This is a genomic window from Rosistilla ulvae (genome assembly GCF_007741475.1).
Lineage (GTDB): Bacteria > Planctomycetota > Planctomycetia > Pirellulales > Pirellulaceae > Rosistilla > Rosistilla ulvae.
Map to the genome: position 1 here is coordinate 6,160,327 of NZ_CP036261.1, position 16,117 is coordinate 6,176,443.

The window sequence follows — 16,117 nt, forward strand, 5'->3', positions numbered from 1 at the left end:
TCGGCGTCAGGGCAAATCACTGTTTGAGCTTAGGCGTTATTGGCAACCCGACGCGCAAGCGGGGCACCGCGTGAATTCCTTGCTTACGCGTCGGGTTACCATTTCCTCTGGCGCTCCAGTTTGAAAAAGCAAGTTGCCCCGGTTCTCGGTGTGCGATGGCAAACCACGACGCGATGAAGTCGCTACAATGGCGGCCTAAACGACACCTAAAGAGCTCGCCCCCCGACAACCACGCAACGCGAACGTATCCCATGCGCCATAGTAGTTTGTACCTGCCGCTGCTGTTGATTCTCTGCTCCACCACGCTTCGGATGCCTCAAGCGTTGGCCGCCGAAACTCTGGCTCGGCCATTTATCGCTGGCTTCGAACGCTTCGGTCTTCACGAAGAAATCGATGAAGAATTGGCCGGCGGCCTGTTGATCAGCGAGTTGAGCTGTGCTGCCTGTCACGCGACCGACAATCCTCTGTGGTCCCCCAAAGGAGGTCCGCGATTGGACGCTGCCGGTTCGCGATTGCAACGAGACTATCTATCCCGTTACTTGAGCAATCCGAATGGGACCAAGCCGGGCACAACGATGCCCGATGTTCTGGCAACCCTCCCCGAAGCTCAGCGTCCCATGGCGGTCGACGCATTGGTCGCCTATTTAAGTTCGCTGCAACAGGCGTTTCCGGAGATCAAAGGGACGGGGGCGAATCCGGTCCCCTACCGTTTCTGGGAACATGGTGACGCGGAGAATGGTAAGCAGCTGTACCACAAAGTCGGCTGCGTCGCCTGCCACGAAGCGGATCCCGATTTCGAAACGACCGAGACCAAACCGTCGCCGCTCGATGCGATGCTGGAACAACTGGCCCCCGAGGAACTGGAGGATCTCGGTTTGTCGGCAGCCGCCCGACGCGTCCCCTCGGTCCCGCATGGCGACCTGGCGGGGAAGTACACCCCGATCTCGCTGACTCACTTTCTCTTAAATCCCGAAGCCGCCCGTCCCGCGGGGCGGATGCCGAAGATGAAACTGTTGGTCGTTGAAGCGGCCGACATCGCAGCCTATCTGTTGGCCGACCAAGCGCTACAGCCGTCGGCGGAATCGAGTACTGCCAATGCGGATCAGCCGTTGATCGATCAAGGACGCCAGTTATTCGTCTCGCTGGGCTGTGCGAACTGCCACAGCGTCGGCGGCGTCAAGCCATCCGTTGCGGCCACCCCAATGGCCAATCTTGTCAGCCGGACCGCCGAGGGATGCCTCTCGAAAACCGACCGACAGTCGCCCCGGTTCGGAATCGACACAACTCAAATCGACGCCATCACAACGGCGATCTCGGCCCTCTCCGACGCCCAACCGGCCACCGCGGAATCTCAGCTGATGACGACGATGCTGCAAATGAACTGTTACGCCTGCCACCAACGCGATGACCTGGGGGGCGTCGGCCGTTATCGCAAAGCCTATTTCGAGACGGTGGGGCATGTCGATCTTGGCGACGAGGGGCGTCTGCCGCCACAACTTTCCAACGTCGGCCGCAAACTGCATACGACCTGGATGACGAAAGTTCTGCAGGGGAACGGCGCCGACCTTCGTCCGCACATGCAAATCCGGATGCCAACGTTTCCTAGCGGTGTGGCGAAATCGCTAGTTCCGTTGTTGAAAAATGTCGACAGCGCGTCGTCGGAACTCACCACTCGTTCGGCCGATCAGGTATTTGGAAAAACAAAAGTATCTGAAAAAGATCTAGCCGAGGCGGGGCGGCAATTGATGGACGTCGGCTGCGTGCAGTGCCATCAATTTGCGAGCGACACCCTGCCGGGAATCGTGGGCATCGATCTCAACGGGATTACCGGGCGCATTCGGCCTCAGTGGTTTCACGATTTCCTGCTAAATCCAGGCAGTTTGAAAAAACAGACGCGGATGCCGACGTTCTTTCCCGACGGAGTCAGCACCAATCCAGAGATTCTTGACGGAGATCCCGAACGTCAGATCGCAGCGATCTGGACCTATCTGTCCAATATTCCCAAGCATGGTCTCCCCGAAAAGATCAAAGAAGCTCGAGCCCAGGATTATGAACTGTCTCCGGTCGAGCGACCGATTGTGCTGCGAACGTTCATGCCCAAAGCGGGGCAACACGCGATCGCTGTCGGTTTCCCCGGAGGTCTAAATTATGCGTTTGACGCTGAAAAAATCAGGCCCGCTCTCCTCTGGCGAGGCCGATTCCTGGACGCCCAGGGAACCTGGTTCGTCCGCTCGGCTCCTCCCGCAGCCCCCTTGGGCGATGCGGTCGTCGAACTGCCCGACGGGCCGCTGTTGGCAGAACTCCAAGATCTGAAGCAGTCCTGGCCGACGCTCGACGACGACGCGACAAACATCCGGTTCGGCGGGTACCGGTTGGATTCGCAGGGCGTGCCTAGCATGCTGTACGAGTGGAATTCGATCGCGGTGGAGGATCGCATCGCCCCAGAGGGCCCAGGACAGCTTAAACGGACGATTCGCTTGACGCGTAAAGCGGCCGAGCCCGCCGCTGCCGACACGCTCTGGGCGCGAGTCAACCTAGGAAAAACGTTGACCAAAACGAAGCAGGGCGGTTTCTTGAACGATCGGGGACTGGAGGTCCAAACCAGCGAACCCCTCCGCTCCGGGACTCAACTGCGATCCTGGAAGGAGCAGCAGGAATACCTGGTACCAATCGCCGCGGAGACTCAGGAATTGGAACTGTGGTATCGATGGTAACGGCCATCCGCCGAGCCGGAGAATCTGTACCATTCGACCCCAGCTGTTCAATTCTGCAACGCGGCTGCAAAGTGCTGCGATTCCCCAATGCTGGAAATCTGGCCAGCATGGGCAAGCTGAGCATGCCCGTAGGTCGAGAATGGGCGATCGGATCGCGTTCCTTGAGAGATTGGCACAGATTCTGCTTTATCGGAGCCAGTGATGCGACTATTCTGGGAGACGAGGGCACATCGTGCCGGCTCCCCGCCGAAGTGGCCGAGCCGCGAACGCGTGTGTGACTTAGAGGGCTTCTTGTCCCACCGCGATTCCGCTGGGTGAGGAACATGAGACAACAAGGAAATTCAATGAGCGTACGAACAGCCTTTCATTCAACGATCTCTTCCACTGCAGTATTTGGTTTGCTGATCTGTGGCCTGCAACCAGTGATGGGCGTCGAGCGACGCGATGCTGGCGACGACAACGTTCGTCAGGTCGAATTGTTTGAAGCGATGAAAAACGGCGACATTGAAGTCAAATTCGTGCCTCGCGATGCAGCGCGTGCAAATTTGATGGTTGAAAATAAGACGAAACAACCGTTGCACATCCAAATGCCCGATGCATTTGCTGCCGTGCCGATCCAAGCTCAATTTGGCGGCGGAATGGGCGGAATGGGCGGTGGCGGAATGGGTGGCATGGGCGGCGGCGGAATGGGCGGCATGGGCGGCGGCGGAATGGCTCAAGGCATGGGCGGCGGCATGGGTGGCATGGGCGGCGGCGGCATGGGTGGCATGGGCGGCATGGGTGGCGGCGGCATGGGTGGCGGCGGTGGATTCATGCGGATCGCTGCGGAAAAGCGACACAAAGTTGCCTTGACCACCGTCTGCTTGGAACACGGCAAGCCCGATCCCAATCCCAAGATCCCTTACACGATCATTCCTATCGAACAATTCACCAAAGATCCTCACGTCATCGAACTGTGCACCCACTTGGGCTACGGACGCGTTCCACAAAACACAGCTCAAGCTGCGGCGTGGCACATGATGGACAAGCTCTCCTGGCAAGAACTGGCGCTCAAGAATCGCAGCGAATCGGCTTACACCGGCAACACGCCCTTCTTCAACATCGGCGAATTGCGTGCGGCCATGGCTTTGGTCAACTACGTCTCCAAGGACGCTCCAATCGCTCAAGTTTCGCTTGCCGACGACTACACCTCGGCCGATTGATCGAAACTGACAACAAGGGTGGAAAACGAGCCCTCCACGTCACGATTGTGCAAATTCCCCAGCGATTTGCCCCCATGATCCCGTTTCGCGTTGTAGATTTTTAATGTTATCACAACGTGGCGGGATCAATTCATTTCCTGTTGCATTTCACCGCTGTTGAGATAACGCTGGGGCAAATCTTTATCCGACACGAGATGGGGCACATCTACCATTGTCGGTAAGCAACCAATCCGTAGCGATGCGGAAGCTTGGTTTGCCCTGCGACCCAATAACATCCTTTGGATCGGACAGGCGTTGAATGGTTCGTATGTTTTTGTAGGTGGGGCACCACATTCATTTGTGGAACTTGCAGAAGCGCTCAATACGATCGTTCTTCCCACCAGAGCGGCTCAGGTTTCATAAAGGTCTTCGCGCAATCTCTCGGGGCAGCGCATTCGACCGGGGCACGAAACCTGGGCCGTTTTTTTCTACTGTCCCGGCGATTAAGGCCCCCGATGTAAAAACGCGTCGGCGATCCCAACAACCGCATTTCGGTCAATCGAAGACTCGGTAACGCATCTCTTTTGAAATCGTCCAATAGACGTTTAAGACGTTTCGATCGGCAATGCGACGTCGGAACTGCATCAGCTTTTCCCCCGCGGGTCCCGTCGACGTTTTGCCATCTTCCAGAGCCGCCACCATCAACCGGGCGTGCTCCAGCCCCAGCCTTACGTTTTCGAAACGCTCTCGCTGCGCCTCGGTCGCCGATGCCAACAGCGGCGTCCCACGGGCCAGCACCGCCGCGGCTCCATCCAGCAACGACTGGCTGTAGATCAACGGATAGGCTCGAATTCGTTCGGCGCGTTTCAGCTGAAAGAACTTCTCATTATTCCCCAACGCGACCGTCCGCGTTTCCCAGCCGTCGTAGTACTCCTTCACGACTTGTTTCATCGGACCGAAGGACTCATAGAATTCGTCCAACAGGCGATCGACGTCGGCTTGCGTATCCCAAAGCATCCGGGCCAACACGTAATAGGTCGGTCCGGTCGCTGCCCAGTAGCCTTGCAGCGCATCGTAGTCGGTCGCTCGCAAACCATTGTCGATCTGGAACCGAAGGTCTTCGGCCACTTGCTGGCTGGCGACATAGGGCGCCCCTTCGCCCAGATAGAACAACGAATTCGAGCGTAGAAAAACCGTTGATCCCAGTCGCGACCACCCGAACCACTCCTCGGTCGACATCTTGCGGTAGGCTTCCGGTCGCGGGTAGGCGTTGAATCCAATGTATCCAATCCAAACGTTCGGTTCGATGTGTTGCAGTTTTGTCGGCGGAGCGCGATAGCGGCCGTAGGCGTACGCCACGAGTCGGGCTTCGGGATCGGCCGCTTTGGCGCGGACGGCTAGTTCGTTGAACCAACGCCCATACCGATCCGAAAGACTCTCGGGCAGGACGCGATCGATTTCGGGGCCATCGATCTCCGAGCCGTCTTCGACTTGGGGCAGCGCGTCGAGTCGCGCGTTGGGGGTGGCGTCCCACGCCCGGCATCGGCTGCAGACGCAAAATCCACCGCTGCCGTCGTTTTCACAGGCGTTGAGCCACAGCCCGCGAGATCCCTTGGCGGCCGCTTTTTCCAAAGGGTCCAACTGCAGTTCCCACAGCCGCGGATTCGAGACGCACATTTTGACGAAATCGGGCTGCTTTGTTTTCCGCGGGCGGCGTTTGCCATCGGGTTGCATCGCAAAAACATCGGGATCCGATCGATGATACGTCTCCCACCAATCGGTGAATGCGTGTCCGTAAGACAATCTGAAAGATCGGCCCATTCGCATCCGACGGGTCCAGACGCGTTCGTCTTCGGAGATTTGATCGTATGTCTTGCCCAGATCCAACCAACGACCGAGGCCCTCCTTTTCGTAGCCAACGCGATGTTTGTCTTGCGCCAACAGACGGATCGATCGGACTTTGATCTGCGGCGTTTCAACGACATTCAAATCAGAGACTCGAATCGTTTCCCGACGGGGAACGTATCGCCCCGTTTCACCTGGCCAAATCCAACGACAACCGAGTTGGTCTTGCAGAAAATCATAGACCGCCCAGAGAGTTCCCGTTCGCTGATCGCGAGAATTGCCGCCATCTTCGCCGGCCAAGATCAACGCGTTGGCCGATGTCCGCACGATAAACGTCTCGGGTTCCAAATGCTTGGTCACGACCCCGTGAACTTTTGACGTGAGGTTGCCTTGTCCGATCAGGATCAAAGTCTGCGAGCTATCCGCTGGCAGATCACTTTCTTTGACGATCGGCAGCGTCGCTCCCGACATGATGCGGAGATGCTCTTGCAATTCCGCCGCCGCGATCTGCTGCCCTAAAGAGGGGCGACCGTTGGTCACGATCAAACTGGCCGGACGTCCATCGCGGACGAGAATCAACGACTCCGCAGCCGTCGACAGGTTGGTGAACAAACCAACCGAAAACAGCAGAACCAAACCGATAACATCCCGCCCAGCCATCGCAAGCCTCTCGTGGTGTCAGCGCGGGAGAGCGAGCGGATGAACGGACGTATCACTCCGCTGGCGAAACCGACGCCGCAGGTTTCTCCGAGGCTGAATAGTAGCCGAACGAGATCTCAAAGTCGACATATTGAGGTGGTTCTTCAGAATCGTCCTTGCTGGCAACCGAAACATCGATCGCCCGGGTCTGCCCAGCGGTCAGCTCACCGAATTCGTAGACCTTCCTGTGGATCGTCTTCTGCCAAGCTCGCAGGGCATCGTAATCGTACGCTTCATTTGGATCGTGTGGTTGGTCCGACGTACGCACGATCAATTGCCCACGATGCAACGTCAGGGCGTTGGGATTGGTGATTTCAAAGTGCAACTGCGCCCGGTCGTTCAACGATTTCGGTCGCGAACGGATCACGTTCACGGCGCCCACCTGTGTCGGCACTTGGCCAAGGAATTCGCGATCGAGATCCAGCACGTGGGTGCGAAGGTCCCAGAAAGGGCGATCGGGATCACCTGGATTTCCCATCAACCGCTGGCAGAGCGACTGTTGAAAATCGCAGCGTTCTTGAAGCTTTGCATTTTGTGCAGCCAGTTGTGAAACCTGTGATTCCAACACGCTGCGGTTGATGAATCCCAAACTGGCAGCGATGATCGACATCCCCAACGCTCCGACGGCCGTCGCTTGGATCCAGAGGGGAACCGCGACAGATCCCACCGCAGCGATCGGGGTCGGCACAACCGCTTCCGACGCAACCGGTTCGGGCGTCGCATTGGCTGGGGCGATATGGTCGGGGGGCGAATCGGGAACGACGCCGGCAGGCACATCACCATGTTCGGGCGATGCCGGCTCTGCCTGGATCGTCGGTTCGTCACTACCGAAGGCGAATTCGGGAGTCCAGGGCTTCTCCTCTTCGGCAACGGCGTCCGACGGTGATTCGATACCCTCGGTCTCATCGAGGACGGCGACGCTTGAAACCGCGCTGGGTTCTTTGGTACCGGCGTCGAGCAACGCTTGAATCTCTTCAGCATTCATGAATATCGAATATCCTTACTACCCCAAACCACGGTTCTGGGGGATGCGTTTTTTGGGGCGGTAAACTGTCGCTCTGCAATGTTGTTCCATCGAAAACCGTTCGCTCATATCGGCGTGATATTCTTGTGCGCCAATAAACAGCAGGCCATCGTCGACCAATTGATCCGCAATTCGACTGAACAGATCTCTTCGGTTGCAATCGGAAAAATAGATTGCCAAGTTTCGGCAGAACACGATATCGAACAGGCCGACGGTGTTAAATGGTTGCAAAAAATTACGTTCTTCAAATCGAATCATCGACCGCAGTTTATCCTGCACGCGCCACTGGCTTCCTTCTTTGCGGAAATAACGGTGCAGTTGCGCTGGCGAGAGCCCGCGAGAGATCTCGTGTTCGGAATATACGCCTTGTTTTGCCTGCGCGATCGCTGTCGACGAAATATCGCTGGCCAGAATTTGGATATCCCAGCGATCGACGTCGGGCAGCAGTTCGCGAATCATGATCGCCAAGCTGTAAGGTTCTTGTCCACTGCTGCAAGCCGCAGACCACAACCGCAACCGCCGGGGAAACCGAGTCGTCGAGCGAGCATCGATAATCTCGGGCAACAATTTGTGTTGCAATGCCTGAAACGGGCTCCCGTCGCGAAAAAACAGTGTTTCACGTGTCGTGATCCGTTCGACAATCTGTTGTTGCAAGCCGCGATCATCGCGTGCACAACGGGCAAGTTCCGCATAACTGGAATACGATGCCTCTCGCATCAATTCTCCGAATCGATGTTCCAGCAAATATAGCTTACGATTATCGACCTGAATGCCACATAATTGTTCGATCACATCCATGATGTCGACGATGTCGGTTGTCGGTTCCAACGTCTTCATGATCGACCTGCCAATACGGGACGTCGTGTAATTGCAGTCAGCTTGGATGCGACATCTTTTAATCCAACGACCTCGTCGACCAACCCGGCTTCCGCAACGGCACAAGGCATTCCGTAGACAACGCAGGAGGCTGCATCTTGAGCCAGGATCTGGGCGCCTTGTTCTCGCATCGCCCGCGCTCCCTCGGTCCCATCGTCTCCCATGCCTGTCATCACAAGCCCCATCGCCCGGTTGCCAAACTGGGCGGCGGCGGAACGGAACAAGACATTGACCGATGGCCGACAACTGCGTTCTGGCGGGTCATCGTTGACCCGCAATGTGATACCGGCCGCCATCCGTTGTAGTGTCATTTGAAATCCGCCTGGGGCAATCGCGATCTGACCAGCTCGCAAGCTGTCCCCCGATGCCGCTTCGAAAACGTGCAACGGTGAAATTCGATCGAGCTCTTCGGCCAACGAACGAGTAAACAATGGTGGCATATGTTGCACGATTGCGATCGGCACCGAGAAGTCGCTGGGCAATCGCGAGACGACCGTCCGCAAAGCTTGCGGTCCGCCAGTCGATATTCCAATCACGACGATCTGCGGTGCTGCTGCCGACCGGCGTTGACCGACCGACGCGTTGCGTGTGGGGGTCGAGGTCGGCGGCAGGCCGGGCGACCACGCGGGGCGTCTGGCATTGGCCGCCGGACGGGGAATCGAATGCCGTTTTGCGTTTTGTGCAATCGCATGAAAACGTTCCGACAAATGCTCGCGAAGCTTTTTGCGGTTGGAATCCAGATCCATGCCTTGCGGCTTCAAGACAAAGTCAAACGCCCCCGATTCGATCGCTTGAATCGTAAGGCTCGCCGACTGCAGCGTCAGCGAGCTGAGCATGATGACTTCGGTATGGGGCGATCGTTGCTTGATCTGCTTGAGCACCTCAAGACCGTTCATGCCGGGCATCTCCACGTCCAACGTAACGACGTCGGGACGCATGCTGGAAATCGCTTGCAAAGCGGCAACGCCGTCGTCCGCTTGCCCCACAACCATATAGCCTGGGAGCCCTTGAAGCGTACCGACAACAAACCGACGGTAGACTGGCGAATCGTCGACGATCAATATTTTTCGTAGTGCTGCGGACACCAAAACACCTTTATAGCTAGGAAATAAATGGGGGTGACTAACACGCCAACGTGGAGTGGTTTTGAGAGTCCGAAGCTTCTCCTGTCTTAAACTGTCCAACCAATTTGGAAAGCTGGTTCGCCAAGTCGCTGAATTCCTCCCCCGCCCGACGCGTGTTGACGGCGCTGTCGGACGTTTGCCGCAACACGCTGTCGACGCTGGTGATGTTGTGAGTAATCTCCTGACTTGCCGTCGCCGATTCCTGTACGCTTCGTGCAACCGCGGCGGCCGACTGTGCGGTCTGCGACACGTTGTCGGAGATCTGCTTGGTCGCCATGCTCTGCTGTTCGACCGCCGACGCGATCGTCAACGACGCTTGATTGACGTTATTGATGACTTCGCTGATTTCGCGAATCGCCTTGACCGCATCCCCTGTCGAACCCTGAATCCCTTCGATCCGATGGCGAATGTCATCGGTCGCCGATGCGGTTTGTTTGGCAAGCTCTTTGACCTCGGTGGCAACCACAGCAAATCCCTTGCCCGCTTCGCCCGCCCGAGCCGCTTCGATCGTGGCGTTTAGAGCCAACAGGTTGGTCTGTTCGGCAATGTCTTGGATCACCTCGATCACTTTGCCAATCTCATCGGCGGCAAGCCCCAATTCGGAAATCTTGTCGTTGGAGAGTTCCACCAAATGCGCCGCTTGTCCAGCGACCGTTGCCGACCGCTCGGCGCTCTGCGCGACTTCCACGATCGATTGGTTCATCTCATTGACCGCTACCGACACCGTTTTAACATTCCCCGACACCTCCTCGGTCGATCTCGCCATGTTCCCCATGTTCACCGACAACTCTTCTGCCGCGGCGGCCACAGTGCTCGATTGAGATGTTGCCTTGCATGCCCCTTCGGACAATTGACTCGACGTCGCCGAGAGTCCGACCGAGGCTTCGTTGAGCGTCGTTGCATTGATCGTGACGCTGCGGATGATCGATTGCAATTTGGCCGCAAAGACGTTGAACCAGTGCGCCAATTCTCCCAATTCGTCGCGGCGGCTAGCGTCGAGCCGTTTGGTCAAATCGCCCTCCCCTTCGGCGATGTCACGCAACATTGCAACCGAACGGTTGATCGGAGCGACCAGCCGATAGGAAAGCACAAACGCAAATGCCGTTATGCAAGCCGCAGCCAGTCCCGCCAGGCCAAAACTCCAGGAGAACATCTGCCGTTTCGCGTTGGCCGACAACAGCGTCATCCCATCGGCTGCTGCAAAGGCTTCGTCCCGACTCACCTCCGCAACGACTGCCCATCGCATTCCCAAAACATCGACGGGAGCGTATGCCGACAGCACCCCATCACCAAGATATCCGGTGATCTCCCGCGCCCCCGTTTCGCCAGCAAGCGCCGCGCGGACCGCCTCGGTCTTCACAGCTCCTTTGGCGGGATATCGAAAGCTCGACACAATATTGTGATTTTGCGGGTCGCGACGCGTATCGCTTCGCAGGACGTGCTCGGGGCCAACAAGATACGTTTCGCATGTCTTTTCCATCCCCGTCCCCATCGTCATCACATTGTTGATCCGATCGATTGGCATCTGGAAAATGGCCACTCCAATCTTGGTGTCACCATCAAAAATCGGCGACGCGATGAAACTGGCTGGGGCCTCGTATGAGGGCGTGTACTGTTTAAAGTCGACGACGACAAACTCATCCGCACTTGGCAGCGCGTTGGCTTGTTGAAAGACCTTGCCGATGTTGGATTTGGCAAAAGGGCCGTCGATCAACGAGGTCGAGAAGTCGAGTTCTTTATAGGCCGAATAGACGATATCGCCCGTTTGGGAATCACATAGAAACACATCGTAGTATCCAAATTTCTCCAGATACCCGCGAACGATCGGATGAAGCTTGGCGTGCTGCTCGGAATAGAAAGTCCCGTCGGAGGCTGAATTCAGCTGATGTTTGGATCCCAGCGGGTGTTCGTTGGCTTGGATGTAAGCGTATTGCAACGCCACCGACGCCGGCTTCAATTGAGCTAAGATCCGATCTGCATGAGGATCTGTACCATCGTTCTGTTTTCGGTACTCGGCGTCAAATTGACGCTTGTAATACTCTGCCAATTCGCGGCGAAGATCTTCTATCTGTTGCATGTCATATCCGCAATCGGCCGCGTAGCGTCGAAAGGGCTCACGGAAGTCACGCATCGCATCGACAACGATCTGATCTTCGGAAAACTTCAGCACTTGATCGCGGATCGAATCGAAGTAATCAACGATTTGCTGCTTCTTGATCTCACGCAACGAGATCACTTTCTCCGACGATTTCTGCTTCAAGTCAGCAATCGCAATCTCTTCCATTTTTGCTAAGTTGCTGCTCGACATTGAATAGATCATGCCGCAAGCTGCCAACATCGGCACCATTCCACAACACAAGATGCTAGCAGTCAGACGAGTTCGAATACGCATTCTCATAGCCCCGATTTGTAATAGCTGGTTACACCGTCAAGCGACTCAATCGCTTTCCTTCACCCCAGGAACACCTAGCCCACCTAAGTATTAGTTACGTAACGGCAACCGCACTGCAGATGCCGCTTTTTTTACTGTGAATTTGCCAACGCTTGATCGATATCTAGCAAAATCACCACGTCGTCGGTTAGCGTATGGATCCCATGGATCATGCGCCCGTCGACGGAATTCACGTTGGCTGGCGGTACCGACATCTCTTCTTGTGATACAGCTAGAATGTCCGATACCCGATCGACGACAAGTCCCAGCAACTGGCCGCCGGATTGAACGATCATATTCTTGGAATCGGCGCTGACCTGTGTGTTCGGCAAGCCCAGCAAGATTCCCAGATCCAATAGCGGGACGACTTCGCCACGCAGATTCACAACCCCCAGCACATGCCCGGGGGCGTGTGGCACGTGAGTAATTTCCGATAAGCGATTGATTTCGCGTACCCGATCGATTGCGATCCCCAACAGGACATCACTGACGTAAAAGGTTGCGAACTGCTGATCTTGCACACACTGTTTTTCTATCGTCTTGTTCATACCAACACCTCTTGATTGTGTTCTTCGTTACTACTGGACATTGCCTTTTCACTCAACGTACGGATCGCACGGATCAGGTTTTCTCGGTCGAGCTTCACTTGATAATCGTCGATGCCCGCGCGTCGCCCGTTGCTGATATCCGTGTCCGAAGCCAACGACGTCAACGCGATCACCGGCAAGCGTTGCAGCTCCGGATCTGCTTTAATCCGGCGACAGAATTCCAATCCGTTCATACGCGGCATCTCGATATCGGTGACCACGAGATCAAACGCGGTCTTGTCTTGAATCAAGGTCTCCCAGGCCTCTTGGCCGTCTTCAAAGTCCGAGACGTTGAAGCCTGCGTCGCGCAAGAAGTTCGAAACCTGTTTGCGGAAGAAGGCCGAATCTTCAGCCAAACACAGGTGCAAGTCGGGTTTCACATGCTTCTTCGGCTCACCCTTCAAATCGGGTAGCGCGGTGTGAGTGATGTCATGCAGATTCAACACTCGGATGGTGCGGCCTTCCATCGCCAACGATCCGGCGATTCCGCGTTCGCTGTGGACATCGGTATCGACGTCCAATGGAATGGCCCGGATGTCTTCGATGTGCGATGCCAACATTCCGACCTCGCGTCCCGAGACACTGTAGACAATCACAAACAACGGCCCCGAACGATCCGCCGGTGCCGCCGTGACGCACATGTCCAATTGAATCAACGGCATCGCCACCCCCCGGGTGTGCAACATCTCCCGATGTCCTACACATTCGATTTCGCTGGCGGCGATCGCTTCGATTCGCGAGATCATTCCCATCGGAATCGCGAAACTCTCGTGATCCCGATTGTTGAACAACAGCACCGACTGGACCTCATCGCTGCCTCGCGGCGCGTCGTTCTTCTCGCTTTCGGCATTGGCCCGCTCGGTCACCGCGCGGAGATTGGTGTAGTTGGCGATCCCCGAAACATCGACGATTAACGCGACGCGGCCATCGCCGAGAATCGTCGCTCCCGAGAGACAGGGACAATCGTTTAATTGAGCCCCGACCGGTTTGACGACGATCTCTTCGGAATCGCACAAACCGTCGACAAGAATTCCGTAGCATTGCTGCCCGGTTTCGACGACGATCACATTCTGTGCCGCCGCTCCCGGTTCGGAGAGTTCTTGCACGATCGTGCGACCGCTAGAAACACCGCCAAAAACTTCATTCAATCGAACGACGGGTAACAAGGCATCGCGGAGTCGCAATACATCGGCCCCCTTCACACGGGCAAATCTTTGCTGTGCATCCTCGGGGCGAACCCGCACCAGTTCATTGATATTCACTTGAGGAATCGCTAACCGATCGGGCCCCGATCGAACGATCAACGATGGGATGATCGCCAACGTCAGCGGCAACGTGATCTGGATACAGGTTCCCGTCCCGAGAGTCGTAAAGATCTCGACACTTCCACCAAGCTTTTCGATATTGGTACGGACGACGTCCATCCCTACGCCCCGTCCGCTGACATCGCTGATCTGTTCAGCGGTCGAAAACCCGGGCAGAAAGATCAACCGAGCCGCTTCGCGGTCGCTCATCTGTTGCGCTTGATCGGGCGTGATCAACCCCTTCTCCAACGCTTTATTGCGAACCACGTCGGCATCGATCCCGCGACCGTCATCTTGGATCTCGATCACCACCTTGCCCGATTGTGGCTGAGCCCGCAGGTAGACGTTCCCATATTCGGGCTTCCCCGCAGCGACGCGCTGCGCGGGGGTCTCCATGCCGTGATCGACCGAGTTGCGAATCAGATGGGTCAACGGATCGCTGATCGCTTCGATAATCGTCTTATCGACTTCGACTTCGCTTCCTTCGATCGATAGATTGATTCGCTTCTCCAGCTTCGCCGCCAGATCCCGAACGACCCGCGAGAACTTATTAAAGACATTCCCAATCGGTTGCATCCGCGTCTTCATAATCGCGTCTTGCATTTCCGTGGTCACTTGATTGATCCGTGCGGCGACCGATTCGAAGCCGTTTTTCTCTCGCGCCGCCAACGCCTGCAGCAACTGGTTGCGGCTGAGCACCAATTCACCCGCCAAATTCATCAAATGGTCGACGGTATCCACCGAAACACGAATGCTCGATTCGCCGCTGGACGACTTGGGACCAGACGGTTTCCGGCTCTCCTGCGTTTCGACGGACGGTTGTCGTGCGGCAACCTGGTCGCCAACCAATGGGCTCGACGCGGTTGACGTCACCTCCGCCGACTCGGCGAGCTCGCGTGCTCGTTTGGCTTCCGCAACCGCGAGATCCAAGGCTTCGGCAAGCGGAAGATCTTCGCGAATCTCGACATCGATCGGGACCGCGGTGGCGGCGGGGACTGCCGCTGGTGGTGTCGCCTCAACAGCGGCCTGCACCGGTACGACGGCAGGTTCGGGAGCATCGCCAGCCACCCCCGAGGCGATACACTTTTCCAATTCAACCAAGTGATTGGAGATGTCGACCTCATTGGATGCCCCGACGTCGGCGACCATCGCCTGCAGCGTATCGGATGCGGAAAGCAAGCCATCGACAATGGTCGATGTGGGGACCAGTTTTTCCTCACGCATCAGATTGAGGACGTTTTCCAGAGAGTGCGCCAGTTCGTTGATCCGCGGCAGCCCCAAGAACCCGGCGGCTCCTTTGATCGAATGGACGCCGCGGAAAACGGTATTCACCAAATCGACGTCGACATCCGCCCCCGCGGCTTCGATCGTCAGTAACTGGCTTTCGATATCGGACAGATGTTCGAGTGATTCAACAACAAACTCATCAAGTATTTCTTGGTCTTCGTTTGACACGACGTTGCCTCCGAGGAGATTAAATAAGTTCCCCGCGAGCGCAGCGGGCTAACCTGATTCATGGCTCTCGAAACATAAGCCGTGAATTTGACGTCGGAGGCGCGCATGACCGAAGAACCGGCAAAGATTCCACGCGCGAAAGAGTCCAACAAGTGTGAATTGCCGGATGTAGCGATTAGGGTGGGTACGGCCAGCCAGCGACGCCCCAACGCTTCTTAATACAGAAACGTTGTCGGACATAGTCGCGGCGATTCAAAACCAAGTTGAACCATGGGCGCGTGCGATTTTCTACTGATTTTCCTCTAGTGCCACCATTCCCATGCTAAGTTATTCTTGGGTAACGCGTGATCTGACAGACGCGGTCCCCAAATTGAATTGGACTGCTACCTAAATAATAGGTCACGCTACCGGTTTGCGCCGATCCAATATCGAAACACATACGTGAAAAGGAACAATTCGATGGACCAAAAGGTTCTATTAGCGGATGACTCGGGCGTCATGCGCAAGATCATATTGCGAGCGTTGAATGCTGCCGGCGTTACCGATGTTATCGAAGCGGCCGATGGGTCCCAAGCGTGGGCCTCCTTTCAATCGACCCAATTCGACATGGTTCTGACCGATTGGAACATGCCGATGATGACCGGTTTGGAGCTGTTGAAGAACATTCGCCAAGCGGGCTCGACGATTCCGGTGATCATGATCACGACCGAATCCGAACGGGGCCGGGTGATCGAAGCGATCCAAGCAGGCGTATCGGACTTTCTGCCCAAGCCGTTTGAAAACGAACTGCTGCAAGAGAAGCTCATCAAGCATCTCAGTGCGATCGCCTCATAGGCGAGCCACGTCAAGACACCGTGTCATCGATCGATAGACATCG

10 protein-coding genes are annotated in these 16,117 nt (G+C 56.4%); 3 read left to right on the plus strand and 7 right to left on the minus strand.

Features of this window, described 5'->3' with window-relative positions:
- Positions 1-251 precede the first annotated feature (251 nt).
- The gene (locus tag EC9_RS21855) at positions 252-2,714 is read left to right on the plus strand and encodes a c-type cytochrome (RefSeq protein WP_218934343.1); all 2,463 of its coding nucleotides are present in this window, start codon (positions 252-254) and stop codon (positions 2,712-2,714) included.
- Between the two features lie 344 nt (positions 2,715-3,058).
- Positions 3,059-3,916 (plus strand): hypothetical protein, encoded by an 858-nt coding sequence (locus EC9_RS27065; protein ID WP_246105821.1) that lies wholly within the window; start codon positions 3,059-3,061, stop codon positions 3,914-3,916.
- Between the two features lie 534 nt (positions 3,917-4,450).
- Here EC9_RS27065 and EC9_RS21870 read toward each other — a convergent pair.
- The 7 genes from EC9_RS21870 to EC9_RS21900 all read right to left on the minus strand — a co-directional run bounded on the left by EC9_RS21870 (position 4,451) and on the right by EC9_RS21900 (position 15,240).
- Positions 4,451-6,400 (minus strand): DUF4838 domain-containing protein, encoded by a 1,950-nt coding sequence (locus EC9_RS21870; protein WP_145348195.1) that lies wholly within the window; start codon positions 6,398-6,400, stop codon positions 4,451-4,453.
- Between the two features lie 52 nt (positions 6,401-6,452).
- Positions 6,453-7,424, minus strand: a complete 972-nt coding sequence (locus EC9_RS21875) for a hypothetical protein (RefSeq protein WP_145348196.1) — start codon at positions 7,422-7,424, stop codon at positions 6,453-6,455.
- A gap of 18 nt (positions 7,425-7,442) precedes the next feature.
- Complete coding sequence (locus tag EC9_RS21880) at positions 7,443-8,300, minus strand: CheR family methyltransferase (protein WP_145348197.1); 858 nt, start codon at positions 8,298-8,300, stop codon at positions 7,443-7,445.
- Positions 8,297-9,424 carry a protein-glutamate methylesterase/protein-glutamine glutaminase gene (locus EC9_RS21885; protein ID WP_218934344.1) on the minus strand — a complete coding sequence of 376 codons (1,128 nt, stop codon included), beginning with the start codon at positions 9,422-9,424 and terminating at the stop codon, positions 8,297-8,299. The genes EC9_RS21880 and EC9_RS21885 overlap by 4 nt, the downstream gene beginning before the upstream one ends.
- A gap of 37 nt (positions 9,425-9,461) precedes the next feature.
- Positions 9,462-11,771, minus strand: a complete 2,310-nt coding sequence (locus EC9_RS21890) for a methyl-accepting chemotaxis protein (protein ID WP_218934345.1) — start codon at positions 11,769-11,771, stop codon at positions 9,462-9,464.
- Positions 11,772-11,986: 215 nt separating this feature from the next.
- Positions 11,987-12,442: a chemotaxis protein CheW gene (locus EC9_RS21895; protein WP_145348200.1), complete on the minus strand. Its 456-nt coding sequence runs from the start codon at positions 12,440-12,442 to the stop codon at positions 11,987-11,989.
- The gene (locus EC9_RS21900) at positions 12,439-15,240 is read right to left on the minus strand and encodes a hybrid sensor histidine kinase/response regulator (RefSeq protein ID WP_145348201.1); all 2,802 of its coding nucleotides are present in this window, start codon (positions 15,238-15,240) and stop codon (positions 12,439-12,441) included. Before EC9_RS21900 ends, EC9_RS21895 begins: the two co-directional genes overlap by 4 nt.
- 459 nt (positions 15,241-15,699) lie before the next feature.
- Here EC9_RS21900 and EC9_RS21905 point away from each other — a divergent pair, with 459 nt between their 5' ends.
- The gene (locus tag EC9_RS21905; protein WP_145348202.1) at positions 15,700-16,074 is read left to right on the plus strand and encodes a response regulator; all 375 of its coding nucleotides are present in this window, start codon (positions 15,700-15,702) and stop codon (positions 16,072-16,074) included.
- Positions 16,075-16,117: the final 43 nt, after the last annotated feature.

Coding starts and splice junctions, on each gene's coding strand:
- EC9_RS21905 (WP_145348202.1), top strand. CDS start 15,700: ATGGACCAAAAGGTTCTATTAGCGGATGACTCGGGCGTCATGCGCAAG.
- EC9_RS27065 (WP_246105821.1), top strand. CDS start 3,059: ATGAGCGTACGAACAGCCTTTCATTCAACGATCTCTTCCACTGCAGTA.
- EC9_RS21880 (WP_145348197.1), bottom strand. CDS start 8,300: ATGAAGACGTTGGAACCGACAACCGACATCGTCGACATCATGGATGTG.
- EC9_RS21895 (WP_145348200.1), bottom strand. CDS start 12,442: ATGAACAAGACGATAGAAAAACAGTGTGTGCAAGATCAGCAGTTCGCA.
- EC9_RS21875 (WP_145348196.1), bottom strand. CDS start 7,424: ATGAATGCTGAAGAGATTCAAGCGTTGCTCGACGCCGGTACCAAAGAA.
- EC9_RS21855 (WP_218934343.1), top strand. CDS start 252: ATGCGCCATAGTAGTTTGTACCTGCCGCTGCTGTTGATTCTCTGCTCC.
- EC9_RS21870 (WP_145348195.1), bottom strand. CDS start 6,400: ATGGCTGGGCGGGATGTTATCGGTTTGGTTCTGCTGTTTTCGGTTGGT.
- EC9_RS21890 (WP_218934345.1), bottom strand. CDS start 11,771: ATGTCGAGCAGCAACTTAGCAAAAATGGAAGAGATTGCGATTGCTGAC.